The sequence below is a fragment of the Aurantivibrio infirmus genome, assembly GCF_054767315.1.
In genome coordinates this window covers 1-24,210 of sequence record NZ_BAAFSK010000009.1, presented here as the reverse complement: position 1 = coordinate 24,210, position 24,210 = coordinate 1, and the positions used below count along the sequence as shown (strand labels likewise).

Sequence of the window (24,210 nt, the reverse complement as noted above, 5' to 3'; positions counted from 1 at the left end):
TTAGTTTTCCTCAGGCCAATATAAATTCATCGGATTGGTAACCAAAAGCTTTTGTTGCAGTTCAGTTGTTACCGCGATCTTTGGAATGAAATCGACAAGCTTGCCATCGTCTGGCACATGAGATTTCATATTCGGGTGTGGCCAATCCGTACCCCATAACACGCGATCGGGAAACGACTCGACAACTTTTTTTGCAAAGGGAATGACATCTTGGTAAGAAGGTTCTCCACTGATGGACAGTCGCTCTGGACAACTGACTTTTGACCAAAAATTGGTGTTTTCTCGCATTAACTTTAAGAACAAAGCGAATTCTTCCCCGTCGACAGGTTTGCTAACGTCGGGCCTTCCCATGTGATCAACCACGACGGTTGTTGGTAAAGCGGTAAAGAAATCATAAAGCTCAGGTAATTCTTGTGCTTCAAAATAAATGACAATATGCCAGCCTAGTGGTTTGATACGTTGTGCTATCTCAACTAATTCATCTTTTGGCAAAGAATCGACGAGTCTTTTTACAAAATTAAAACGCACTCCTTTAACACCAGCTTTATCAAGCGCTCGTAGTTCATCATCACTGATACTGGCTTTAATTGTTGCAACACCTTTTGCGCGTCCTTCGCTCGAATTCAAGGCATCAACCAATGCTCGGTTATCAGCACCATGACAAGTGGCCTGAACAATAACATTGCGTGAAAACCCTAAATAATCACGTAAATTAAACAGTTGATATTTTGAGGCATCGCAAGGCGTGTATTTGCGTTCTGGTGCAAAGGGAAATTCATCGCCAGGACCGAAAACATGGCAGTGCGCATCGATTGCTCCTTCAGGCACCTTAAAAATGGGTTTGCTTGGGTTTTGGTGCCAAACCATCCAATCGCTATCCATTGTAAAATTTTCACCCATGTTTTTACTTCCCTTGTGCTTTTAATATCGCATCTAAGCGCGGATAAACACGGCGAGCGTTGCCCTCATACACCTGATATAAATCCTCAGGAGATAAATTCAAAGCGTCGACATAGCGTTTGGTATCGTCAAAATAAAAACCTGTTTCAGGATCAATACCGCGCACTGCACCGACCATCTCCGAGCCGAAAAGAATATTGTCGATATTGATCACTTCGAATAACAAATCAATGCCGGGTTGATGGTAAACACAGGTATCGAAAAAAACATTTTTCATTACGTGTTCAGCCAACGGCGGTTGTTTTAACATATCGGCTAAGCCGCGATAGCGTCCCCAGTGATAAGGTACAGCGCCACCGCCATGGGGAATGATAAAGCGTAAATCAGGAAAATCTTTAAACAAATTCCCCTGTAAGAATTGCATAAACGCCGTGGTGTCGGCATTAATATAATGTGCACCCGTCGCGTGAAAATTGTGATTACAAGATCCGGACACGTGGATCATTGCCGGTACGTCGAGCTCTACCATTTTTTCATAGAAGGGATACCAGCTTTTATCGGTTAAGGGCGCCGAGGTCCAATGACCACCCGAAGGGTCCGGATTTAAATTACAACCCACGAAACCTAATTCGTTCACACAGCGTTCTAATTCTGCCACTGAGTTTTTTATCGGCACGCCGGGAGATTGTGGTAACTGACAAACGCCAATGAAAATCTCCGGATACAAATCAACAACGCGTTTTATTAGGTTATTACAAGCTTCAGTCCATTCTTGGGAAATAGCTTCATTCCCAAGGTGATGAGCCATTACTGAAGCGCGAGGTGAAAATATTGTCATATCAGCACCGCGCTCTTTTAACAAACGTAATTGATTTTCTTCTATGCTCTCCCGAATCTCGTCGTCGGAAATATTGGGCGTGCTTGGCTTAGGAAGATCTGGGTTGGTAAAATCCGCAAGCTGTTGATCCCGAAAGTCTTGATGCGGCTTCGGCGCAGTTGTGTAATGACCATGACAATCAATAATTAAAGGCAATGTCTTTCCCTCTTTCGCTATCAGTTTATTCTGAACATTTAAATTAATGCTGTTATTTTATTTGTTGCTTAAAGCAGTTCTAAATTGATCAAGCATGGAATCGATAGTTTCACCAGTGACATCCTGATTAAACCTTGCTGTCCAAGCTTGGGTATCTACGCAAGCTTTGCTCATTAAGCCTGGAAGACCAGCATCGGTTACGGTTTTATGTACTTCACTCATTTCTTCTGCACGTCTTACGCCGTGTTCCAAGCTACGGGAGATCATATAAGCGCTGTGTTGCTGCCAATTAATTCCCGGTAGTAAATTATTAAGAGAATTTATCACTTGATCTTCCACGCCATAATATCGCGCACTAACGAGTGATTCAGTAATCAAGGATTCCATGCCTTTGATAATAACGCTGCGGCACATTTTGCTGGCGGCGGATTTTCCAAGTTGCGCAGAAAAGAATTCACTGCCGGTAAAACCAATATTTTTAGCGATAGTCGAAAATGCTTGGGCGTTTGGTCCACCTAATAAAATAGGGGCGTTAATTTTCTGCGGATGAATAGGCGACATAATCGCGCCCTCAACAAATTTCACTTGACCCTTAAAGAGTTTGGCCATCCCTTGTTTCGTTTGCGGAGCTACAGAGTTGAGATCCAAATACCAACTATCGTTACGAATAAAACGAGAAACGGATTCGGCGGCATTCATTGCTTGTTCAGCAGTAACCACTGAAATGACTAAGTCTGCATTTTTTACTGCATCCTCAAGACTATCAAGGCTTAAAACCCCGGTTACTTCTTGACGATTTTTACTTGCTTTGCTGTTGGTGTCTTTAAAGGCAATGTCGTAACTATAGATACACCGCTCATCGCAAAGTAAGTCCCGCGCCAGGGTGCTGCCAACTTCGCCGAATCCGATTAGACAAATACTTTTTAAAAGACTCATGGCTTATTCCATATTCCCGACGGAATAAAAACATCACCAGACATCAATTTTCGGGCCGTACGCAACAAAGCAGAACGCTCAATGGCAACTGAATCTTTTTCTTCTCTGAAAGAAAGTTCGACAGTAAAAAATCCAGTTGGATGTTCTACCATTAATTGGCAGTTACCGGGCTGAAAGCGAGTATTTATTATTTTATTTGCGACAGAGCCTTCAAGTACGCAGGCACTGGCAACACTAACAGCACCGAGTACTCCGATTGCGTCATGGACACGATGAGGGATAAAGGTTCGAGTATTGATTATCCCGCCTGCTTTTGCTTTGGATACCAATGACATTTTAGGCACAGTTTTACCTTTCACATCACCTAGTCCCATCAATACACCAGCGACGAGTCGAATCGCCTCGACTTTTTCTTTGATTTTGTTATTCGCTTCTATCGTTTCGGGCTGTTCATCTCCGACAAGATCGAAATCTTTCGCATTCAAAATGACAACCGGCATGCCATTGTCAATACAGGTAACTTCAACACCATTAACTATGTCTACTACATTGCCAGTCGGTAGTAAGGCTCCGCAACTTGAACCGGCGACATCTAAGAAATCTAAAATGATTGGCGCCGAAGTTCCGGGTACGCCGTCTATTGCCGCATTCCCTTCATAATTCACGAGACCATTTGGTGTCTCTACATTAGCTACCGCAATGCTACCGGTATTTACCATATGGATTCGAACTTGCGTTAGCGAGTCGCTAACATCAACCAATTTATTTTCAATCGCGAATGGCCCTACCCCAGCCAAAATATTACCGCAATTTTGTGAGTCACTAACTTGCGCTTTATCAACGACAACTTGTAAGAATAAATAATCAACATCCGCATCTTCACGTGATGACTCGGAAATAATTGCGACCTTGCTGGTTAAAGGATGCGCCCCCCCCATACCGTCAATTTGCCGAGCATCGGGTGAGCCCATAGCTGCGAGTAAAACCTCATTGCGAATGGCTTCGTCATCGGGTAAATCTTTCGCTAGAAAATACAGACCTTTTGAAGTGCCTCCACGCATAACGGTACAAGGAATTGATCGCTGCATAGTTGTTTGATCCGTGGAGAAATATTGAAATTATTTATCGTGATTTTTAAATAATAAAATTCGAGTGCTTAATTTTATAGTTCGCTCTGCTTTACATACTTAAGCCCTTTTTTCGCCAAGCGCTCACGCATATCGTAAACGTCCAAGCCTAACTCCCCAGCTTCAAAACGTTTACGTTTTGCCTCTTCGAATTCTTCACGCGCTTTAGATTTTTCAAGTGTTTGCTGGGCTTCTAATCGTGGTACGACAACGACACCGTCATCATCGGCGACGATTAAATCTCCCGGGTTAACCAGCGCGCCGGCACAGACGACGGGGATATTAACGTTGGCAATGGTTTCTTTAACGGTTCCGCGTGCGTATACGGCTTTTGACCAGACCGGAAATCCCATCTCGGCGAGTGTAGCGATATCACGAACACCGGCATCGATGATTAAGCCTCGTACCCCTCGTGATTTAAGTGATGTCGCTAATAAGTCACCAAAGTAACCATCCTCACAAGGGCTTGTAGGCGTGACAACTAAAATATCACCCGCTTGGCATTGTTCCGCCGCGACGTGAATCATCCAGTTATCCCCAGGAGCAACTTCACAAGTAACAGCAGTTCCGGCGATGTGGGCTGGGCGATAAATTGGGCGCATATAGGAAGCCATCAAGCCTTTGCGGCCTAAGGCTTCGTGAACCGTCGCCACGCCATATTGCTCGTACCCTTCACAAATTGAGTGTTCAACGCGATCAATATCGGTAACTACCAAAGCCATTGCTGTATTCTCCTGATTAAACTCAAGCATGATTCCATAGCTCACACGATCACGCTAACCGGAATCCTGGTTGTAGCTATTAGTTTTTGCTATAGTCGGTTAAATTTGATATTGATCGTATTATGCATTTCCACGCCAATCTCCGACATCTAGCTGCTCTTTCTGCAATTTCTCGCCTCGGTAGTATTAATAAAGCGGCGGATTCAGTGCATATAAGCCAATCCGCATTAACCCAGGGGCTCAGTAAGATAGAGAAGGAATTGGGCGTATCGCTTTTTGACCGCTCTGCAACAGGTATGTATCCAACATCGGCTGGAAATGTCCTCTTATCGCGATTGGATCGAGCGTTTCAATACTTTAATAGCATCGAAAAAGAGTTACTGGCAGACAAGCGACCCAGGCAGGCCATCCACCTATCCTTTAGCAACTCACAATTACGCGCCGTAATCGCAGCGGTTGATGAACGAAATATCAGTCTCGCCGCACGAAAACTGTCCCTTGCTCAACCAACCGTTCAGCGAGCAGTACGTGAGGTTGAGTCAATATGCGAGAGACAATTGTTTGTCCGATCTGCGACCGGTGTCGAACCTACACAATTGGCGAGACAGTTGGCCCAGTCGTCAAGCTTAGCTTTTGCAGAAATTCAGTCGGGTGCCGACGAAGTTCACGAAACTAAAGGTCTGTTTCGCGGTGAGCTAAGAATAGGTAGTTTACCTTTGGCAAGAACCGATCTCGTTCCTGCGACAGTGACAGAGGTATTGCAGCGCTTCCCTTCGTTAAAAGTCAGCATTATCGATGGGCCTTACGAAGAATTGTTACATGGCTTAACCCACGGAAAAATTGATTTAATTTTAGGGGCTCTACGAAAGGATGTGCCTTCCCGCAATCTTCTTCAAGAAACATTATTTGAAGACAGCTTGTCCGTCATTGTTCGGAAAAATCATCCATTGCTAACAAAAAATAATCGTGCGTTCAGTTTTAAAACTTTAAGCACGATGGATTGGATCGCACCAAGAACACAAACTCCCGCGCGCTTACGATTTCAAGAAATATTTGCGTCTCATAAAATCGACGAGCCTGGTCACATCATCGAATGCAGCTCTTCAGTCGCTATACGAGGTTTGTTGTTGCGTAGTGATCGTCTTGCCCTGCTGTCCAAACGACAAGTTCAATTGGATATTGAAAGTGGGATTTTAGCTGTACTGCCTATGGAGTTTAAACGTAGTGCCAGAGCTATTGGCGTAACAACACGCAAGGATTGGCGCCCCACCGCAGGACAACAACACTATCTGGATATTGTACGAAAAGCCTGTGCCACATCTAATCAATAGCTGACCATTTTTCCCAGACATCCATTGGTCCATGCTCTGCGCTTGTCGTTGTTCGATACATCGGACTGGCCTTATTATTACAAGAACCGGAACTATGTACATGAACACTCTTCCTGTCTTCACTAATTGTTCTTTGGCCTCCCCAAAAAGCACAAGTAGCGCATTTATTTTTTGTTTGAGAAGAAACAACAACTATATTTGGATCTTGTGCAAAAGCTTCATTGACCAGCGAAGCGCTTATCACAGTGCTGGTAATCAACGCGCCGGAGCGAAGGAAATTCCTTCTATCGATAGTCTTTTTCATGTTTATTTCCTGTTTAGTGCTTATTGACAATAAGAGAATCGGACGAATTCATACTATTGTCATAGCCAAACGTCAAACATGATTTAAATCAATTAGATGTTTAGGAACGCTGCGGCAAATTGTCGCAGCTGGAAGGAGGAACTTAAACCTAAATTAGACAAAAATAAAAACATAAATTATTCGTATTCGCCTAACTATCAACTTACTTATTTATTTAAATTTTATAATGAAGGACCGCTATCACAAGCTATATTTACTAAACGGCCATTCACCTTTTCTATTTAAATCATCCGTTAGTAATTCCGAAGACCAGCGCCGTATAGCTGTGTCCGTCAAGGCGTATCCCCAGTTAATTAGGTAAGCTTGTTCGCGTTCAGTAAATTTATTTAGACGGGTTCTAATATTCTGCAAGCTTTCTGTAGTTGCAGTATCTTTGCACATGCTGTCGTAAAAATCATAATCACCTATATGAGTCGTTATGCCAAAATAAGTACCGCCATAAACTTTATGTCTTCCCTCAGCGTCGAGGTTCAAATAATTTTCAAGAAGTTTGCGCTTCCGTAAAGCTCTTTGTTGGTCGGTCATAATTGATGACGCTCTCAGGAACTGACTAAACCAATTAGTTTTTACTTTTGGCGAAATAGAAAAAGGCGCTCCCGCATCGCAAGCAAGAACATGACTATAGTGACCACTGTTCTTCCAGATAGCTTCTAAACCAAGATTATCGTAAACTCCACCATCGCTAAGAATTAATTTTTTTCTTAGTTTTCGGTTGTTAAAGTACTTTGCTGTTGGAATTTCCAGCCAAAGATCGGGGTTCGTTTTAACTATTACCGGAGACATGACCGGTGGAAAAGCGCTGGAAATTCCAGCAACCTTGGCCATCGATAGATCGGGATTCGGATACAGTCCAATTTTGTAATCAAGCAATTTTGATTTTTCAATTCGGACGCTCGAACCGGTTTGATAATTAGTTCCATAGAAAAGAAACTCCGGGGAATGATCAGAAAGATCCTGTAGTTTCGCGCCATGAAATAAATTTTTATCGTATGCTTTTGCTACTTCATCGCCGACGCTGTTCGTAAAAGAGAATATTCCCCTTATCGCAGCCATGACATCAAGGTTTTGAGAACAAAATGCCTGAAGTGGTGAAGCAATCTCAGATTTGAAATTTCCAGCAACTCCTCGATCATCGAAATTTAAAGATTCCCATTTCGAAGCCAAATAACCTGTTGTGATGCTCCCGCCGGAAACACTAGTAATTGTTTTTATTCTTGGCAACAAGCCAAAATCGTTTAGGCGCCAGAGCGAGCCAAGTGAATATAATGTCGCTCGGTACCCTCCTCCAGATATTGCTAAGCCAATCTTTGTTGCTTTGTCCATGGGTTCCTCAATTATTGTTATTCTTAGTCAAACACATTGATGCTTGTTCATTTACGCAGAATACGGTTATAGTTTGCGCCAAAAGATGCAAGAAAGTATCACAACCTTTGCTTCTGAACCAGCGAGCTTACCACTTATAACAAGAATCACTTAACAAGACACCTAAGAATAATATGGACACTTGGCAAACAGCCCTCCTACTTGCCCGCTTTGTCTTTTATATAGGCACTATCGGTTCAATTGGCGGTTTACTTATACTGATTATTGCACCAGACCTTAAAAAATTTCAGCAATTTAGTGTTATTCATTCGTCGTTAAGAAAATACATTTTGTTATCCGCCATGTTCGGATTTTTAGGCAGCGCTCTCGGGTTTTTTACACTGGTCGGATCTTTCTCCGCTACGGGGATTATCGGAATGTTTGATCTCTCAATGATCGAACTTATGCTAGATAGTAATTCTGGTAAGGAAGTGCAATATCGCTGTATTGTTTTTCTCTTAATCGGTATTTTCGTCACTTTATTATTTCGAAACCATAATACTTCGTTAAAATCCTATCGTTTACTTGTGTGGGCATTATTATCAATTGCTTTGAGCTCAACGTTTTTTATCAGCGGACATTTATTTGAAGCTAAGTTATTGCAAAAAATAACACTGATGCTTCACGTACTACTAGTAAGCTTTTGGATCGGCACACTTTATCCATTGATAGTAATCTGTAAGATGGAAGACTTACAAATCATCAAAAGCATTATGAACAGATATTCACAGATCGCATTTCTTTTTGTCCCCTTATTAATTTTTTTCGGCGGCGTACTCGCCTATTATTTAATATCAAGCAAAGAGGCAATCTTGTTTTCAATGTACGGTCGAGGCATTCTTCTTAAAACTTTTTTTGTCATCTTGTTATTACTCGTTGCGGCCAGGCATAAATGGTTTTTAGTGCCCAAACTAAATGATTTAAACACCCTGAATAAGCTAAGGGTCAGCATCGTAGTGGAGTGTGCTATTGGTTTTACTGTCCTAGCGATAACCGCGGTACTCACCAGTGTCATTGGTATCGATAGCACAGGTGGCAGCCACTAATGATTAAATAAGATTAATGTTTACATTGCCCACGACAAGTCTCTAGTAGTAACTTTCTTTGTCGCCAACCCGTATATTCGTCGAACAGGACACTTTGAGTCCCAAGCGAGTGCGTATACAATACCCGCGCCCTTCTGACGCTTAGGCGAAGGAAGTTAAGTTACGGCGCACATTTTACTTTTTGACTCCAGACAGGTTTAACATGCAAGAATTTGTACAAGAATATTATGGACAACAATTACAAAGCACTGATGATCTCAAAACCAGCGCCTGTTGCGACGCTTCAGCCGTTCCAAATTGGCTAAAACCTCTTTTATCAAATATCCATGATGACGTCCTATCTCGCTACTATGGTTGCGGCTTGGTGTGTCCAGAGCTTTTAAAAGGTTGCAAGATTCTTGATCTTGGCAGTGGTTCAGGACGGGATGTTTATGCTCTCGCCCAGTTAGTCGGTAAAGAGGGAGAAATCGTTGGCGTAGACATGACCGAAGAACAGTTAGCTATTGCCGAACAATACCGATCTCATCACGCAGAAGTCTTTGGATTCGACAACGTTAAGTTCATGAAAGGGTATTTGGAAAAACTAGACGAGCTTGATTTAGAGCCGAATAGTTTTGATGTCATTGTTTCAAATTGTGTTATCAATTTGTCAACCGACAAAGACGCCGTTATTAAGAGTGTGTTTAATTTATTAAAACCTGGCGGAGAATTTTATTTTTCAGATGTATACAGCGATAGACGTGTTCCCGAGTCCGTAAAAAATGACGAAGTTTTATATGGAGAGTGCTTAGGTGGCGCTTTGTATTGGAATGACTTTATTAACTTGGCTAAGCGCAATGGCTTTATTGATCCGCGGCTTGTCGAAGACCGACCATTAGATGTCACTGATCCAAAATTATCTGAAAAAGTTGGCCCTATTCAATTTTATTCTGCAACTTATCGATTGTTTAAAGAAGAAAATTTAGAAAGTGACTGCGAAGATTACGGTCAAGCGGTTATTTATAAAGGCACAATACCTAACAACCCAGATCGCTTTCAATTAGATAAGCATCACGATATCCAAACTGGCAAGGTATTCCCCGTTTGTGGAAACACCTGGATCATGCTGAAAGAGACCCGTTTCGCAGAACATTTTCAATTTATTGGAAATTTTGATAAGCATTTCGGTTTGTTTGAAGGTTGTGGAAGTGCAATACCTTTTGATTCGTCTTATACCTTTATCGACAGCGCGGGCGAAGCCAATCCTTCCTGCTGTTAATTCTCATCTCTAGCTTCTAACGCAAAGCCCAACTCCAATTGGAGTTGGGCTTTTTCTGTTGGTTTGCATACGTTGTCGAGTGTTTTTATGACTACCGTCAGTTAAAACGGTTTTTTGAAATAACAACATAGTTTAATAAAATACCTAGAATCGGCGTGATCAAAAATGCCGCGCCCACAACAAAATAAATATTCTGCCACGGTTCAGGTACCAACTGAATAGCAATAAAAGAAAGCCCTGCTATCGTGGTTAACCAAGCGAAGGCGAAAGGCTGTAAAACGCTGAGTGGAATCTTCAGCTCTTTGAACTTTCCTGATGACCAAACCAACATCGTCGAGAAATATTGCGCAAACTTACAATGGGTTTATTTCGATTTCCGAAATTAGCATTTCCTATAGCCGCCACGTTCATACCTTACGCCTCTCGCTTTAATTTTTTCTCGTTTGTTAATCCCATTAATTTTGCTTGCTCGTCGAGCAGTATTTTTATTTCGTCTATGTCCACATTCATGTGCTCAGCATCTGTGAGTAAGGAATCAATTTTTTCCTTGAGGACTTTTAATTGAATCGAGCGGTCCATAGGTGAAGACGTATCGGAGACATAAGTGCCCTTAGTGCCCTTTTTAATGAGATAGCCTTCGATCTGAAGCTCTCGATACGCCCTCGCTACGGTATTTGGGTTAATGACTAGCCTTTCAGCGAGAGCTCTGATGGCCGGTAACTCTTCCCCTACCTGCAAGGCACCAGAGGCGATCAAATATTTGATTTGATTGATAATTTGCTGATAAATGGCGACGCCATCGACCTGATTTATCTGAATATGCACGATATTCCCGAGTGTAAAGTTGATTGTATTAATGTATTAATACAATCAACTTTAGCGGACGCCAGGTTTCGCTGTCAACTATCAAAATCAATTTAGCCTCGAATCGATCCGAACCAGGCGATTGATTGCTAGAGTGGTATCTGATAAAAAGAACCAGAGTTAGAGTCACGAGTAGTTTTTGTTGCTGCTCAATATAACGGTTGGCAGTAGGACGAAAACTTTTGGCAAGGAAAATGTGGATAGAAAAAAGTACGTGATTGTGATAAATGGCCTATAGCAAAATAACGAAAAATATTTTTATTTTCCTTGCGATTCTGAGCTTTGTGAGTCAATCCTTAGCGAGTCATGCGTTCGCTCATTTACATTCCTCTGCCGAGTCCGAACATTCGTCAAATTTCAAAGATCATCACAACTTTTATGAGCGCTTTGATAAATCCCCCAATACCCACTCTCACCACGACATGCATTCATCCAGTGGAATAGTAGCTTCTGAGCTAATTAGCGTTGATGGTCAACAAAGCTTTGACCATCAGTGCTGTGAAACTGAGTGTGATTGCGAACTTGCGAATTGTTCTAACAGTTTAGCATCACCGACTTATTCCAATTTTTTTACTGCAAGGTCTGCTTTGATTAACACCTTAAAGGCAGAAAATAAATTTATTTCACTAACAACTCCCCCTCTATTTAAACCTCCCATTGCCAGTTGACCTAGGACAAATCCGTCTACGATTTCACTAAGGTGTTTAGACTGACAGCTCCCATCTAAGGGTAGTTGTTAGCAGTCCATTTGCGTGAATCTGCTCAATCTTTTAACCGACTTAATAAACTTGGCAACTTATGTTTAAAAATCTTTCACGAATGCACTTAATGTCACGCCGAAAATTTGTACTTGGTGCATCTGGCGCAATGCTTAGTAGCTCAATCGCAAATACCGCTTCGGCTCAGCAAACCACGCTCCAAGCGAAAAAATTCAGTGACGACGCTCCGATCTTGTCGGGAACGGAATTCAATTTGGCCATCGATTATAAAACAGTAAATTTCACCGGGCGAAATCGATCTGCGGTATGCATTAACGACAGCTTCCCTGCGCCTACCTTGCGTTGGCGAGAAGGAGAAATGATCACGATTAACGTCACCAATAACTTGGATGTAGATTCCTCTCTGCATTGGCACGGCCTTATTCTACCAAGTGAAATGGATGGCGTTCCCGGTTTAAGTTTCGAAGGAATAAAACCAGGTAAGACCTTTAGCTACAAATTTCTAGTTCGGCAATCTGGCACCTATTGGTATCACAGTCATTCAGACTACCAAGAACAATTGGGCTTGTATGGTGCAATTATTATCGACCCTGCCGAAAAAAGTATTAAGACAAATACTTTAAAAAGTGATGAGCGGAGTTATGATCGCGAACATTTGCTTCTGTTATCTGACTGGTCCGATGAAAACCCGCATAAGATTTATTCCAAACTTAAAAAGCAGAGTCATTATTACAATACGCGGGAACGTACAATTCTAGACACCGGCTCTGACCTTAAGACAAAGGGAGTACGCAAAACACTTCGAGATCGAGCGATGTGGAATCAAATGCGTATGAGTGATCATGATATTTCCGACGTTACGGGTTCGACCTATACATTTCTAACCAATGGCAGAACGCCGGAGCATGGATGGATAGGTGAATTTAATCCCGGAGAAAAAATACGTTTGCGAGTTATCAATGCCTCAGCAATGACTATATTCGATTTTCGAATTCCGGGTCTCTCAATGAAGGTAATTGCGGCTGACGGCCAAGACGTTCAAAGTATCGATGTCGAAGAATTTCGTATCGGTGTCGCTGAAACTTACGACCTTATCGTCGAACCAAAAGAAAACGCTTACACATTATTTGCGCAAAGTATTGATCGCAGTGGTTACACTCGGGGAACACTGACGACCAATGCTCAAAAATCTGGACTTATACCGAGTATGGACGAAGCACCAATTCTGCAACATCGTGATATGGGCATGGCGAATCATGGTGAGATGAATCATGAAGGAATGAGTCATGAACAGTTGGAGCATAGAAATCATAACTCGGAAAAAACAGTCCACGATCATGGCGAAAATAACAACCATGACCTTGGCTTAGCGGGATTTGGTAGCAAAGAAAATATTATTCATGATGAAAATGAGTTTGGTCCTCATGTCGATATGCGTGTGGACGCACCCATCAATGGCGTCAGTGATCCCGGTATAGGCTTACGCAATCATCAGCAACGTTTTGGCAGACGAGTGCTTAAGTACGAAGACCTAAAAAATTTATACCCGACCGAAGATAAGCGACAACCGTCGCGGGAAATTCAATTACATTTAACCGGCAATATGAGTCGTTATATGTGGTCAATCAATGGGGTTAAATTTGCGGACGCGGAGGCAATTAAACTCAATCACCACGAACGTGTTCGTTTTGTTTTGGTAAATGACACAATGATGACTCACCCAATTCATCTTCACGGCTTATGGAGCGAGTTGGAAACAGGGGATCCTGATTTTATTCCACGCAAACACACCATCCTTGTGCAGCCAGGTTCAACGGTAAGTTATTTGGTGACCGCGGATGCTCTGGGTCGCTGGGCTTATCATTGCCATTTGCTCTTCCATATGGCTGGAATGATGCGAGAAGTAAGGGTTACTCACAACATGAAAATGAATGAAAGTGATAATCACCAGCATGGAGAACAAGAAATTAAAAAACAGGAGAACAGTCATGAGCATGGATAAATATCTTGCTGTATCTTTTTTTCTAAGTATTAGCTCCTTCTGTTTCGGGCATGGGAATGATGATCCCCTTCTATGGTCGAGCAACTTTCACGAGATAGAATTCAGTGAAAATGATTATCTGAAAATAGACAATGATAGCTGGATTGGCAGAGATCTAAAAAAGCTCTGGATTAAAGCAGAAGTTGAACGTTACCGTGGTGAAACCGAAAGCGCTGAGCTGCAGGTGCTTTACAAGCAAGCTATTGCAGCCAACTGGAATGTTCAAGCAGGTTATCGACGGGATTTCGAACCGCAACCAAAGCACAGTTGGGCTGTAATTGGTGTAGAGGGTTTGGCACCTTACTATATCGAAATTGATACGGCCTTTTATTTGGGAGACAAAGGAAGGCTGGCATTTCGATTTGAAGCAGAGTATGAAATGCTTATTACTCAAAAAATTACTTTGACTCCGCGATTGGAATTTAACGTATTTGCCCAGAACGAAGAGTCAACTAATTCGGGCTCTGGTTTATCGAATACTGAAATTGATTTACGCTTGCGCTATCACATCAAGCGAGAATTCGCTCCCTATATCGGTGTGAGTTGGAATAGCTATCACGGTAACACAGCGGATTTTCTCAGGACTAAAAATGAAAAAATTAATGAATCCAGATGGCTCATCGGTTTCGAATTTTGGATTTAATCAGCTACGAATTGTTGCAGCTTAAATCATCAAGTCATGTTATCGAACGAGAATAAGGTTACGGAATTATGTCTGAACATAATGGATGTTGTCACGAAAGCGCGGGTTCTGGGAAAAATTCTTCGCACAATAGTCAGCTGAAAGATCCGGTATGTGGAATGTCTGTAAGTTTGCAGTCGCCACATAGCTTTCAATTTAAGGATATCGACTATTATTTTTGCTGTGCCGGTTGCAGAGACAAATTCGCCAACAATCCACAGAAAATACTAAAAGAAAAACAAGTACCAAAGAACCATGGCGAAAACAAAGATGCATGGTACACCTGCCCAATGGATCCAGAGGTTCGACAGCTCGGGCCAGGTACCTGCCCGAAATGCGGAATGGCCCTAGAACCTGAAGCACCTTCGTTGGAAGAAGAGGAAAATCCTGAGTTAGTTGATTTTACTCGGCGATTTTTTTGGACACTGCCCTTCTCTATCAGTATTTTTATTTTGGCAATGTCTGGCCACATCTGGCCACCCCTACATCATTTATTTAGTCAGTGGATGCCTGGGAATTTACAAAACTGGATTGAATTGATGTTGGCTACCCCCGTAGTCCTCTGGGCTGGCCTGCCTTTTTTTCAGCGTGGAATTAAATCAATTCTTACTCGCAGCCCCAACATGTGGACATTAATCATGTCTGGCACCGGAGCCGCCTACTTGTACAGTCTTGCTGCAACTTTTACGCCTCAGCTGTTTCCCGCAACGTTTCAGATTGACAACAAAGTTAATGTCTATTATGAAGCTGCGGCAGTCATCATCTCACTAACCTTGCTCGGACAAATATTTGAGTTAAGAGCTCGAGCGCTTACATCCTCGGCGATAAAATCTTTATTACAGCTCGCCCCTAAAACGGCAAGACGAATTGGAAAAGATGGTGTGGAGGAAGATATACCTTTAGATGCCGTACAAAAAAATGATTTGCTTCGCGTCCGACCGGGAGAAAAAATCCCAGTAGATGGCATCGTTCAAGAAGGTAACTCCTCTGTAGATGAATCAATGTTAACGGGCGAGCCTTTACCGGTTAGCAAAAAAATAACAGACAAGGTTATCGGGGCGAGTTTAAACACCTCAGGCAGTTTAGTTATCCGCGCTGAACGTGTCGGTAACGATACCACCTTGTCACAAATAATTAATTTAGTCGTGCAAGCACAACGCTCCAAGGCGCCACTCCAGAGATTAGCCGATGTGTTTGCATCGTATTTTGTTGTCATCGTTGTAATTATTGCTATTTCAACTTTTTTACTTTGGGGCTTCTACGGGCCGGAGCCCAGTTGGGTGTTTGGCTTAATCAATGCGGTAGCGGTGTTAATTATTGCCTGCCCATGTGCCCTAGGTTTAGCAACGCCGATGTCGATTATGGTTGCTACGGGTAAAGCAGCGACGCAGGGCATCTTGTTTCGCGACGCGGCAGCCATTGAAGGCTTACGAAAAATAGATTCCTTGGTTATAGATAAAACGGGAACCTTGACGGAAGGCTTGCCCAGCGTCCATTCAGCGATTGGCTTCGATGGATTTTCCCCAGAAGATGTATTGTGTTTCGCCGCTAGTGCTGACGAGCACAGTGAGCATCCGTTGGCGCGCGCAATTGTTAACGCAGCGATAAACAAAAATTTACCCTTGAAGAATGCAGGCAGTTTTGATTCCAGCTCTGGTGTCGGTATCACCGCAACAATTGATGGCCGCTTACTTTTACTTGGCAATAAAAACCTCATGCAAAAAAACGGAATCGATTTAACCGCTGCAAAAGAAAAATCTCAGACTTTTAAGCATCAAGGTGCAAGCATTGTTTATTTGGCATTAGACAAAAACCTAAAAGGAATTATCGTTTTGTCGGACTCAGTAAAAATTTCAAGTAAAGACGCAATTGAGTCGCTCAGCAAAAAGGGCATTGAGATTATCATGGCAACGGGCGATGGAGAGTCAAGTGCCCAGTTTGTCGGTAAAGAGCTTGGTATCAAAAAAATATTTAGCGAGATGACGCCTGAAGCAAAATTAACATTAGTAAAATCCTTGCAACAAGAAAATAAAATCGTTGCTATGGCCGGTGACGGAATTAATGACTCCCCCGCTCTCGCCCAAGCGAATATCGGAATCGCGATGGGAACAGGGACAGATGTTGCGATAGGCAGCGCACAACTTACTTTGGTCAAAGGAGACTTACGGGGTATCGCACAGGCTATCGAACTTTCCGAACAAACTATTACGAATATGCGACAAAATCTCAGCTTCGCTTTTATTTATAACGCGGTAGGCATTCCGATCGCGGCCGGTGTGCTCTACCCATTCACTGGCTTACTGTTGTCGCCGATGATCGCGGCATTAGCCATGAGTCTGAGCTCAGTATCCGTAATCAGTAATGCTCTCAGGCTCCGATATCAAGACACAATCGATAAAATCACTCACTAGCCCTCCCTACACAAATGACAAGCGACCCATACATAACTAGTTAGTTAGGCATACCTTGTTTATTGGGCCGGCATTAGGGATAATTTCAGGGTTTTTTCATCTTGTTTCGCAGCGTTGGGGATCTAATATTCTTTGCGAAGCGCGAAGCTGTATCGCGAACATATCTGCACAATAAATACTATAATTATCAACTAGTTATTGCGGATTATTAATTAGATTACTTAACTATTATGCCTGATCAATCAAAGCAAAACCCGGTCATTATTGCGGGTGCTGGACCTGTTGGACTTACCCTCGCTCTGCTCCTCCACGAAAATGGAATACCCGTCGAGATATATGAAACCGTCAGCGAAATTAGACCGCTTGGTGTAGGCATCAATCTTTTGCCGCATTCCGTTCGGGTCCTGCATGGTTTAGGCCTTGAAGCGCAGCTCGATGAATTTGCAATTCGCACTTCCGCTTTAAATTACTGCAATAAATTTGGTCAGCAAATTTGGAGTGAACCTCGAGGAATTGATGCTGGCTATCCCTTCCCCCAGTACTCAATTCATCGCGGTAACTTCCAGATTTTCCTCAGTGAAATAGCGCAAGAAAGAATTGGTAAAGAGCATTTTCACTTTGGACACACACTGGTTGATTGGCGAAACTCTTCTGAGAGCATTGATGAAAACAGTACAATCGATGCTATTTTTCGCGACCAAGAAGGTAATAATCAAAGTGTCATTGGCCGTTGTCTTGTTGCCGCAGATGGCATTAATTCCAACGCGCGAAAAAAATTGTATCCAAACGAAGGTGATCCAATTTACGGTGGTCGAATTCTCTGGCGTGGTGTAACAAAAGCGAAGCCTTTTCTCGATGGTAGAACGATGTTTATGGCGGGCCACCAAGATTGTAAATTTGTTGCCTACCCCATCTGTAAGGCGAGCCACGATGATGGAAATTCACTCATCAACTGGATAGCTGAGCTAAGCCTTCCTGATTGGACGCCTGAATTACAGGATTGGAATAGAGAAGTTCCCGTCGAAAAATTTGCCCAGCCTTTCGCTGACTGGAATTTCGATTGGGTTAATATCCCACAACTCATAGATAACGCCGAAAAAGTATTTGAATTCCCCCTATCAGATCGTAATCCCGTTCCTAGTTGGCGTGATGGCTTAATGACGCTTATCGGTGATGCTGCTCACCCTATGTACCCAATCGGTTCTAATGGCGCTTCGCAGGGTATCCTTGATGCAGAAAAACTCGCGAGCGAGCTATGTATCGATCAAAGCATGGATCAAGCGCTGGCCCGCTACGAGGAAGACCGACGCCCGGCGACCGCGCAAATCGTTTTACTAAATAGAAAAAATGGGCCCGAGCAAGTAATGCAATTAGCAGAAGAGCGCGCACCCGATGGTTTTAATGATATCGAAGATGTTATTCCAATGAGCGAAAGACAAGACATAGCAGATCGCTACAAGCAAACAGCAGGCTTTAACTTACAAGCGGTAAAAAATAAAAGTCAAAAAAAATAAAATACACAACGCGGTATTTAGAAATTCAAAGCTTTATTGGCCAAGTTTAGTCAGTTTCATCCAAGATCGTAAAAGCAATGAAAGTCGTCGCTAAACTAAGCGAAACAACAAAAGCCGGCGTCGGCGCACATAACATTGCGACGCCTGCTCCTATCCAAATATTTTTAACCAATCCTTGTTTCTTTTTATATTCAACGCTCTTGCGACGAGCATGAGGATGGTTCCTATCAAGTAGCTGTTTGGATTTCCATTCGGGAAGTAATATGTTGAGAAAACGATTGTTCAATTGAAAGCCTTTGCTGTCACCAGGTATGCCAATAAAATAGTAAAAATATAATCTGCCGGTATATTTTTAGTATAGACAATACCGTTTTTTCACAAGTTTTATTTTTCTTCACTTGAAATAGTGTCGTTATATTTCTCTGGCGCTTTTACCTAGCCAAAACGCACCAATTTCTAGCAAATTTCCATTGGCCTGCTTTATATGGCGCGTGCTACACTTCGAATCTTAAAAAAATCGGACGATTTAGAATCAGAAAGTATTTTAACGAGCCTAGTTATGACCAAAGATATTCTTGAATCAGATAATGACTCCGAACCGAGGTATGCGAGGAGTTAGCCATGGATATTGAGCCAATTGTTAGAGCAGCAAAAAATTTACGTCTAAGTGAAATCGAAAGGCACATTTTCCTGTGTGCTGATCAAAGCGAGGCGAAGTGTTGCAATAAAGACGATAGTCTACTTTCGTGGAATTATTTGAAGCGTAGAATTAACGACCTTCAACCTGAATTCAAAGGAAGTGTGCAAAGGACCAAAGCAAATTGCTTACGAGTTTGTATGGGAGGCCCCATTGCCGTGGTCTACCCCGACAAAGTCTGGTATCACTCCTGCACCCCAGAGGTTTTGGAGAAAATTATTCAGGAACATTTAATTAAAGGAAATGTGGTAGAAGAATATCGAATCCCACTTTAGTTTTTTAGCTACTAGTTCGCGAGAATCAACTGCCTAATTCCGTTAGCAATAAATTCAACGCCAATCGCGGCCATTATTAAACCCATCACTTTATTCGTAATCGCAATGGTCGTCTGCCCTACTCGCTCAAGAATCCTTCCCGCCATATGAAGACTCAACCAAATAATTAATCCAATCACAATCAGTGCCGCTGTCATCAAGGCATAATGTGCCCAACTATCATCGCGAAAACTAAAAACAATAACGGTTGAAAACGCACCAGGACCGGCAAGAAGCGGTATAGCAATTGGCACTACCACCTGACTATCTATAGCATTAATATTTTCGGGATTGACGCTGCGTTCACTGATGGGGTTCTCATACATCATCTGCAGCGCCATTATCATTAGTAGTCCACCGCCAGCGATGCGGAACGAGGCCAAGCTAATGCCAAAAAAGCTAAGGATAGTTTCACCAAAAAACAAAGCGACTATCAATGCTGATGTCGTGGCGAAAGCCGCGCGGCGCGCGAGTCGTTTTTTGTCAATATTATCGAAGGAGTTTATCAGGCGGCCATAGATTGGCAGGATGGCTAGCGGATCGACTATCGCGATCATCGCTATAAAAAATTTTGTGTAGTCGGTAAGATCAAGATTCACCTTAGGCGCCTAACTCTAGAAAAAAGATACAATAAATTTACGTTCAAAATTTTAACTTATGTGTATTAGACGAATTACAAATCATCTCCCTCAACAATGACTGTAGTCATGACAACTACTGTTTCGCTTGAGCTACTTCCAAATTAACTTTCCACCTGGGCTAGCTCTATGGAATCTTAGTTACGAGTGACTTGCCGAAGTGTAACAAACTCCTCGGCTGCCGTTGGATGTATCCCGATAGTGTTATCAAAATCGGCTTTTGTTGCTCCCGCTTTCATCGCTACCGCGAAACCCTGGATAATTTCACCAGCATCAGGGCCAACCATGTGGCAACCGACCACCTTATCTGTTGCTTTATCAACGATCAATTTCATGAAAACCCGTTCTTGGCTATTTGATAAGGTATTTTTTAAGTGTCTAAAGTCAGTTTGATAAATTTCAATTTCGGGATAAAAGGCCCTGGCCTCTTGTTCGGTTAGGCCTACGGTTCCTATTGGAGGCTGACTAAACACAGCCGTTGGAATAACCGAATAATCAACACTGCGCGGCTTGTCGAATAAACTATGAACCAATGCCATTGCTTCTGCAATCGCGACAGGTGTCAATTCTATTCCACCTTTTACATCGCCCAAGGCATAAATCGATGGCTCATTTGTTTGAAAGTTTCTATCAACTTTTATTTGGCCTTTATCATTTAATTCAATAGTAGTATTTTCTAAACCTAGCCCGTCAGTCATCGGTCGCCGTCCGGTGGCGTACATGACTTTCTCAACTTTAAGCGTTTCGCCTTTATTTAGATGAACGTCATATTGTTCATCATTTTTAGATACGACTTTTTTAATATTTGTATCTAGATAAACCTGAACACCTTTCTTTTCGATTTCTTGTAAAGCATGCTCCCTAATATCCTGATCAAAGCCTCGTAAAATTAATGAGCCGCGATAAACTAGGTGGGTTTCAACTCCAAGTCCGTTAAATATTCCTGCAAATTCTACGGCAATATAACCGCCGCCAACAATCACAATGCTCTTCGGAAGTTTTGCTAAATAAAATGTTTCGTTGGATGTAATCACATGTTCACGCCCAGGGAAGTCTGGTACGAAAGGCCATCCTCCTGTCGCTATTAAGATTTTTTTCGCGGTAACCGTTTCGCCATCGATAGAGATGGTATTTGAATCCATTAATTTGGCATGTCCGTTATAGAGAGTCACCCCAGCATTGATCAATAGGTTTTCATAAATTCCATTTAAACGTTCGATTTCTTTTGTTTTGTTATCTCGTAATTTATCCCAATTTAAAGTCGCTTGACCGACATCCCAACCGAATGCTTCAGATGCCAAAAATTCCTCATGGAAATGGGAGCCATAAACAAATAATTTTTTTGGCACACAACCGACATTTACACAGGTGCCTCCTAAATATCGGCTTTCGGCGATGGCGACTTTCTTGCCGAGCTGAGCGGCAATTCGACTTGCTCTAACACCACCTGAGCCAGCACCAATAACAAAAAAGTCGTAATCAAATTCCACAATGGTTTCCTTATTATTGAATAGTTTTTTTCAGTGACGGATTTTCGCAGGCGACAACTATGCCACAAAAATTAGCTTAGTAACAAACAGAGAGTCCCTGAGATTTAATGACTGGAAGGAAAAATATAACGCTTGGGAGTATACGAAAAATACGCCGCTTTTTTATGAATGCTATGTGAGTACTGCACTGAGATGATCGCCCGGTATTTCCACCGCACTGAGGAGTAAAGACGAGCGCTTAAGCTTCGATATCGATGGAAGGTCTATTGCTTTCGGCATTCTTACGTCGATCGCGACCAGCCCTAGATTCTAAGAGATGGCCTTTAGCATTATTGCGACGCCTGTCTTTATTTTTACGCCTGTCTTCAAATTGCACATCGCTACGCTTGCGCTTATCAGAAGATGGTTTTACGTCCGCAACGGTTTTATCAGCAACTTTCCGTGTGACCAATTTGTCGCTGTTACTTACAGGTATGGTGGGGCCAATGTTAATCATGATCTGTCCTTTCCTTGTCGTTGAACTAACTATTCAAGTATCTAAGAAAGCGTCGTAATGTTTATAGCAGCAAAATGGGCACTACGCGTGGAATAGATGCCGAAATCTAGTCTTTTAGTATTAGTTCTATCGACATTTTTATAAGAATCTTTAGCCAATTTATTGGCTATTTATGTGATCGACTTAGAGAAATTGGGGAATAATTGGCCTTTAGCCGCTGTTTTGACGCTAGCTACGCTGCCTGTAAGGCAAGGACTCACACAGAGATACCGTACTCAAGTTATGAGCACGGAATTTGAGTTTTTCTGAAAAGTTAGATGTTGACCGAGAACAGAAGGGACTTATTTAGAATTTGCCGCTGAACGCGCTTCGCTGTTCTTGTTACCGAGAGTTATATGCTTTGGGCCCGCTAGGTTAGTCTGGCCACTTACACCGGTAGGAATCTGTTGAATCGCTCCACCGGATTTTAAAAACGCCGCAGTTTGCTCTTCAATTGTTGGTGCCGCTGCCTTAGCTTTGGGCGCTTTCTTCACTGCCTTACTCATCATATTCCCCGAGGGTGTAAAATTTGCGGGCATTATACATTTTTTGAGCAAAGATTGCGCGGTTTTCTTTGCTGAATAACCCTATTGAAAACATAATTAAGCTAAGCGATGAAACCTATAGCGTTATGTAAACTACTCTAATTTGAGAGTTTTCGAGATTCCCTCTAAGGTAAAATCAGCGAACAGTATTTTTGAGCCTGTTACGGTTCCGAAATCATCGATGAAAACCGCCGTACCTCCAACAGAAAACTCACCGCTTGTTAGTTCTTGCGGAGAAAAACTGACTCTTAACTCTTCAAATGATTCACCATATTCTATTGTTAATTCTTCAAGGACGGCGAAGCTTAACGCGCCTGATTCATCTAAGACATTGACCAAAGCCCACATCGTGCAATTTTGCTCGCAGTCAGTTTTTATCACGGTAAAATCTTGGATCGCAATTGTTTGATTTTTATATTTATCAGGTAGGACGAATGTTAACGTGTCGTTTGGTTTTTCGACCTTTAATAGTAGCGTTTGATTACAAGCAGAAATGAAAAGAACAGAAGCAAACAAAAAGATAATTGCTGGGGTTTTCGCGAAATATTTAATCATGGTGTGCTGCCCGTCAATATGCGCTTACAAATCCTGCGCCTGGCTCCTCCGCCCACTCTCCTCCACTCACAGTTAACTGTGTGTCGTGCATAACCTGGATCATTTAGAAATTTTGCCAATACTTTTTCAAACAGATTGTTTTTTACAACCTCAGACATTTTGTTTTGCATAAAACCCACGACTGGCGTTAAGCCAGCATGCTTAAGCCTGTAATAATCTTGAATTATTTGGGCTTGCTGTTCTATATCATAATCGAGCAGATCTTTACTGGCATCTAAGGTATACAGATACGCTTTATTGTAATCAAAGAAGTGAGCGAAAGTTTCGGCAATTGCTGCGGAAATAGGATTGAGTATTTTTAATTGATACTGATAGACGTGCACTAACTCATGAATATAAAAGCTTTTTAATCCGGGCGTTGCCAAGGAATAATCATCTTTGTATACACCGTCTATATAAATTTCTCCATTCGGTGTCATTCCGCTAAAACCAGGTTGAAAAAATGTATATTTCTTATCGTGTATTTTTACAATCGAATAGTCTATCGCGTTCCCGAAGATTACTTTAGCTAGTGCAATTTCCCCTGAAGTTAGCCATCTTTCCTTAGAGCCCGCCATGGTTTTTCCTTTTCCAGATACTGATTAACCGAGATACGAAAACTAACACAGAATAGATTCGTTAAATATTGTCTCAATCGACAAAAAACAAATAAAAAGAAAGGGATTTATAGAGGGTGTTTGAAATGTTGAAACGGTAGTGAGTTTACTAAAAACTGGGGTGGCTGACGGGGCTCGAACCCGCGACCACTGGAATCACAATCCAGGGCTCTACCAACTGAGCTACAGCCACCATTGATATGGTTTTTGATAGTAAAAATGTACGGCTTGATATATTTGCCGGGCTTGTATCTATTTATTTCAAAGATACGACGGCTTGTACAACTTACCGGGCTTTGTGTAATGGCGCGCCCGGCAGGATTCGAACCTGCGACCCACGGCTTAGAAGGCCGTTGCTCTATCCAACTGAGCTACGGGCGCTTGAACCCTTTTTCCCGGCAGGATTGACCTGATAACCATGATCCGGTGCGATATTAATTTGGTCGGAGAGGAGCCATTCGCTCGGATCG

Annotated in this window: 24 protein-coding genes and 2 tRNA genes; 9 read left to right on the top strand and 17 right to left on the bottom strand. The window is 42.4% G+C overall.

All coding sequences use genetic code 11. The features are described 5' to 3' along the window. From ACYUCY_RS17825 to ACYUCY_RS17805, 5 genes are all read right to left on the bottom strand, one after another. Positions 1-900, bottom strand: coding sequence for an amidohydrolase family protein (locus tag ACYUCY_RS17825; protein WP_460227889.1), 900 nt, complete (start codon positions 898-900; stop codon positions 1-3). Between the two features lie 4 nt (positions 901-904). Then, the gene (locus tag ACYUCY_RS17820; RefSeq protein ID WP_460227888.1) at positions 905-1,933 is read right to left on the bottom strand and encodes an amidohydrolase family protein; all 1,029 of its coding nucleotides are present in this window, start codon (positions 1,931-1,933) and stop codon (positions 905-907) included. Positions 1,934-1,990: 57 nt separating this feature from the next. After that, on the bottom strand, positions 1,991-2,869 hold the full coding sequence (locus tag ACYUCY_RS17815) for a DUF1932 domain-containing protein (protein ID WP_460227887.1): 879 nt from the start codon (positions 2,867-2,869) through the stop codon (positions 1,991-1,993). Beyond that, a complete protein-coding gene (locus ACYUCY_RS17810; RefSeq protein ID WP_460227886.1) occupies positions 2,866-3,957 on the bottom strand; it encodes a 4-oxalomesaconate tautomerase in 1,092 nt (363 codons plus the stop codon). The genes ACYUCY_RS17815 and ACYUCY_RS17810 overlap by 4 nt, the downstream gene beginning before the upstream one ends. A gap of 74 nt (positions 3,958-4,031) precedes the next feature. Continuing rightward, on the bottom strand, positions 4,032-4,718 hold the full coding sequence (locus tag ACYUCY_RS17805; protein WP_460227885.1) for a 4-carboxy-4-hydroxy-2-oxoadipate aldolase/oxaloacetate decarboxylase: 687 nt from the start codon (positions 4,716-4,718) through the stop codon (positions 4,032-4,034). Positions 4,719-4,840: 122 nt separating this feature from the next. Here ACYUCY_RS17805 and ACYUCY_RS17800 point away from each other — a divergent pair, with 122 nt between their 5' ends. Next, positions 4,841-6,049, top strand: a complete 1,209-nt coding sequence (locus tag ACYUCY_RS17800; RefSeq protein WP_460227884.1) for a LysR family transcriptional regulator — start codon at positions 4,841-4,843, stop codon at positions 6,047-6,049. Here ACYUCY_RS17800 and ACYUCY_RS17795 read toward each other — a convergent pair. Both ACYUCY_RS17795 and ACYUCY_RS17790 read right to left on the bottom strand, forming a co-directional pair. Further along, the gene (locus ACYUCY_RS17795) at positions 6,039-6,353 is read right to left on the bottom strand and encodes a hypothetical protein (RefSeq protein ID WP_460227883.1); all 315 of its coding nucleotides are present in this window, start codon (positions 6,351-6,353) and stop codon (positions 6,039-6,041) included. The genes ACYUCY_RS17800 and ACYUCY_RS17795 overlap by 11 nt on opposite strands. Positions 6,354-6,593: 240 nt before the next feature. Beyond that, positions 6,594-7,736 (bottom strand): patatin-like phospholipase family protein, encoded by a 1,143-nt coding sequence (locus tag ACYUCY_RS17790; protein WP_460227882.1) that lies wholly within the window; start codon positions 7,734-7,736, stop codon positions 6,594-6,596. A 173-nt stretch (positions 7,737-7,909) separates the two neighbouring features. Here ACYUCY_RS17790 and ACYUCY_RS17785 point away from each other — a divergent pair, with 173 nt between their 5' ends. Continuing rightward, the gene (locus tag ACYUCY_RS17785; RefSeq protein ID WP_460227881.1) at positions 7,910-8,821 is read left to right on the top strand and encodes a copper resistance D family protein; all 912 of its coding nucleotides are present in this window, start codon (positions 7,910-7,912) and stop codon (positions 8,819-8,821) included. Positions 8,822-9,023: 202 nt separating this feature from the next. Beyond that, positions 9,024-10,079: a methyltransferase domain-containing protein gene (locus tag ACYUCY_RS17780; protein ID WP_460227880.1), complete on the top strand. Its 1,056-nt coding sequence runs from the start codon at positions 9,024-9,026 to the stop codon at positions 10,077-10,079. A gap of 414 nt (positions 10,080-10,493) precedes the next feature. Here the strand turns inward: ACYUCY_RS17780 and ACYUCY_RS17775 are convergent, their stop codons facing one another. Further along, entirely contained in the window at positions 10,494-10,904 is a 411-nt protein-coding gene (locus ACYUCY_RS17775) for a GntR family transcriptional regulator (protein ID WP_460227879.1), read from the bottom strand. Positions 10,905-11,170: 266 nt separating this feature from the next. On the opposite strand from ACYUCY_RS17775, the gene ACYUCY_RS17770 reads away from it, so the two are divergent. From ACYUCY_RS17770 to ACYUCY_RS17750, 5 genes are all read left to right on the top strand, one after another. After that, positions 11,171-11,611 carry a hypothetical protein gene (locus ACYUCY_RS17770; RefSeq protein WP_460227878.1) on the top strand — a complete coding sequence of 147 codons (441 nt, stop codon included), beginning with the start codon at positions 11,171-11,173 and terminating at the stop codon, positions 11,609-11,611. 160 nt (positions 11,612-11,771) lie between these two features. Continuing rightward, a complete protein-coding gene (locus tag ACYUCY_RS17765; RefSeq protein ID WP_460227877.1) occupies positions 11,772-13,664 on the top strand; it encodes a copper resistance system multicopper oxidase in 1,893 nt (630 codons plus the stop codon). Further along, complete coding sequence (locus ACYUCY_RS17760) at positions 13,651-14,346, top strand: copper resistance protein B (protein WP_460227876.1); 696 nt, start codon at positions 13,651-13,653, stop codon at positions 14,344-14,346. Before ACYUCY_RS17765 ends, ACYUCY_RS17760 begins: the two co-directional genes overlap by 14 nt. A gap of 68 nt (positions 14,347-14,414) precedes the next feature. Further along, entirely contained in the window at positions 14,415-16,796 is a 2,382-nt protein-coding gene (locus tag ACYUCY_RS17755; protein ID WP_460227875.1) for a heavy metal translocating P-type ATPase, read from the top strand. Positions 16,797-17,026: 230 nt separating this feature from the next. Continuing rightward, positions 17,027-18,310 carry a flavin-dependent oxidoreductase gene (locus ACYUCY_RS17750; protein ID WP_460227874.1) on the top strand — a complete coding sequence of 428 codons (1,284 nt, stop codon included), beginning with the start codon at positions 17,027-17,029 and terminating at the stop codon, positions 18,308-18,310. A 46-nt stretch (positions 18,311-18,356) separates the two neighbouring features. On the opposite strand, the gene ACYUCY_RS17745 is transcribed toward ACYUCY_RS17750, so the two are convergent. Next, on the bottom strand, positions 18,357-18,596 hold the full coding sequence (locus ACYUCY_RS17745; protein ID WP_460227873.1) for a hypothetical protein: 240 nt from the start codon (positions 18,594-18,596) through the stop codon (positions 18,357-18,359). A 335-nt stretch (positions 18,597-18,931) separates the two neighbouring features. Between ACYUCY_RS17745 and ACYUCY_RS17740 the strand changes: the two genes are divergently transcribed. After that, on the top strand, positions 18,932-19,282 hold the full coding sequence (locus ACYUCY_RS17740) for a (2Fe-2S) ferredoxin domain-containing protein (RefSeq protein WP_460227872.1): 351 nt from the start codon (positions 18,932-18,934) through the stop codon (positions 19,280-19,282). An 11-nt stretch (positions 19,283-19,293) separates the two neighbouring features. Here ACYUCY_RS17740 and ACYUCY_RS17735 read toward each other — a convergent pair whose 3' ends face one another. The 8 genes from ACYUCY_RS17735 to ACYUCY_RS17700 form a co-directional block, all read right to left on the bottom strand. Continuing rightward, the gene (locus ACYUCY_RS17735; protein ID WP_460227871.1) at positions 19,294-19,920 is read right to left on the bottom strand and encodes a MarC family protein; all 627 of its coding nucleotides are present in this window, start codon (positions 19,918-19,920) and stop codon (positions 19,294-19,296) included. A gap of 176 nt (positions 19,921-20,096) precedes the next feature. Further along, a complete protein-coding gene (gene gorA, locus ACYUCY_RS17730) occupies positions 20,097-21,449 on the bottom strand; it encodes a glutathione-disulfide reductase (protein ID WP_460227870.1) in 1,353 nt (450 codons plus the stop codon). 238 nt (positions 21,450-21,687) lie between these two features. After that, positions 21,688-21,945, bottom strand: coding sequence for a hypothetical protein (locus ACYUCY_RS17725; protein ID WP_460227869.1), 258 nt, complete (start codon positions 21,943-21,945; stop codon positions 21,688-21,690). Between the two features lie 341 nt (positions 21,946-22,286). Continuing rightward, the gene (locus ACYUCY_RS17720) at positions 22,287-22,478 is read right to left on the bottom strand and encodes a hypothetical protein (RefSeq protein ID WP_460227868.1); all 192 of its coding nucleotides are present in this window, start codon (positions 22,476-22,478) and stop codon (positions 22,287-22,289) included. A 144-nt stretch (positions 22,479-22,622) separates the two neighbouring features. Further along, positions 22,623-23,084: a hypothetical protein gene (locus tag ACYUCY_RS17715; protein WP_460227867.1), complete on the bottom strand. Its 462-nt coding sequence runs from the start codon at positions 23,082-23,084 to the stop codon at positions 22,623-22,625. After that, the gene (locus ACYUCY_RS17710; protein ID WP_460227866.1) at positions 23,081-23,701 is read right to left on the bottom strand and encodes a hypothetical protein; all 621 of its coding nucleotides are present in this window, start codon (positions 23,699-23,701) and stop codon (positions 23,081-23,083) included. Before ACYUCY_RS17710 ends, ACYUCY_RS17715 begins: the two co-directional genes overlap by 4 nt. Positions 23,702-23,857: 156 nt before the next feature. Continuing rightward, positions 23,858-23,933: transfer RNA gene (locus ACYUCY_RS17705), tRNA-His, on the bottom strand. A gap of 111 nt (positions 23,934-24,044) precedes the next feature. Then, positions 24,045-24,121 (bottom strand) — tRNA-Arg (locus ACYUCY_RS17700). Positions 24,122-24,210: the final 89 nt, after the last annotated feature.

Coding starts and splice junctions, on each gene's coding strand:
- ACYUCY_RS17825 (WP_460227889.1), bottom strand. CDS start 900: ATGGGTGAAAATTTTACAATGGATAGCGATTGGATGGTTTGGCACCAA.
- ACYUCY_RS17815 (WP_460227887.1), bottom strand. CDS start 2,869: ATGAGTCTTTTAAAAAGTATTTGTCTAATCGGATTCGGCGAAGTTGGC.
- ACYUCY_RS17810 (WP_460227886.1), bottom strand. CDS start 3,957: ATGCAGCGATCAATTCCTTGTACCGTTATGCGTGGAGGCACTTCAAAA.
- ACYUCY_RS17805 (WP_460227885.1), bottom strand. CDS start 4,718: ATGGCTTTGGTAGTTACCGATATTGATCGCGTTGAACACTCAATTTGT.
- ACYUCY_RS17800 (WP_460227884.1), top strand. CDS start 4,841: ATGCATTTCCACGCCAATCTCCGACATCTAGCTGCTCTTTCTGCAATT.
- ACYUCY_RS17795 (WP_460227883.1), bottom strand. CDS start 6,353: ATGAAAAAGACTATCGATAGAAGGAATTTCCTTCGCTCCGGCGCGTTG.
- ACYUCY_RS17790 (WP_460227882.1), bottom strand. CDS start 7,736: ATGGACAAAGCAACAAAGATTGGCTTAGCAATATCTGGAGGAGGGTAC.
- ACYUCY_RS17785 (WP_460227881.1), top strand. CDS start 7,910: ATGGACACTTGGCAAACAGCCCTCCTACTTGCCCGCTTTGTCTTTTAT.
- ACYUCY_RS17780 (WP_460227880.1), top strand. CDS start 9,024: ATGCAAGAATTTGTACAAGAATATTATGGACAACAATTACAAAGCACT.
- ACYUCY_RS17770 (WP_460227878.1), top strand. CDS start 11,171: ATGGCCTATAGCAAAATAACGAAAAATATTTTTATTTTCCTTGCGATT.
- ACYUCY_RS17765 (WP_460227877.1), top strand. CDS start 11,772: ATGTCACGCCGAAAATTTGTACTTGGTGCATCTGGCGCAATGCTTAGT.
- ACYUCY_RS17760 (WP_460227876.1), top strand. CDS start 13,651: ATGAGCATGGATAAATATCTTGCTGTATCTTTTTTTCTAAGTATTAGC.
- ACYUCY_RS17755 (WP_460227875.1), top strand. CDS start 14,415: ATGTCTGAACATAATGGATGTTGTCACGAAAGCGCGGGTTCTGGGAAA.
- ACYUCY_RS17750 (WP_460227874.1), top strand. CDS start 17,027: ATGCCTGATCAATCAAAGCAAAACCCGGTCATTATTGCGGGTGCTGGA.
- ACYUCY_RS17740 (WP_460227872.1), top strand. CDS start 18,932: ATGGATATTGAGCCAATTGTTAGAGCAGCAAAAAATTTACGTCTAAGT.
- ACYUCY_RS17725 (WP_460227869.1), bottom strand. CDS start 21,945: ATGATTAACATTGGCCCCACCATACCTGTAAGTAACAGCGACAAATTG.
- ACYUCY_RS17715 (WP_460227867.1), bottom strand. CDS start 23,084: ATGATTAAATATTTCGCGAAAACCCCAGCAATTATCTTTTTGTTTGCT.
- ACYUCY_RS17710 (WP_460227866.1), bottom strand. CDS start 23,701: ATGGCGGGCTCTAAGGAAAGATGGCTAACTTCAGGGGAAATTGCACTA.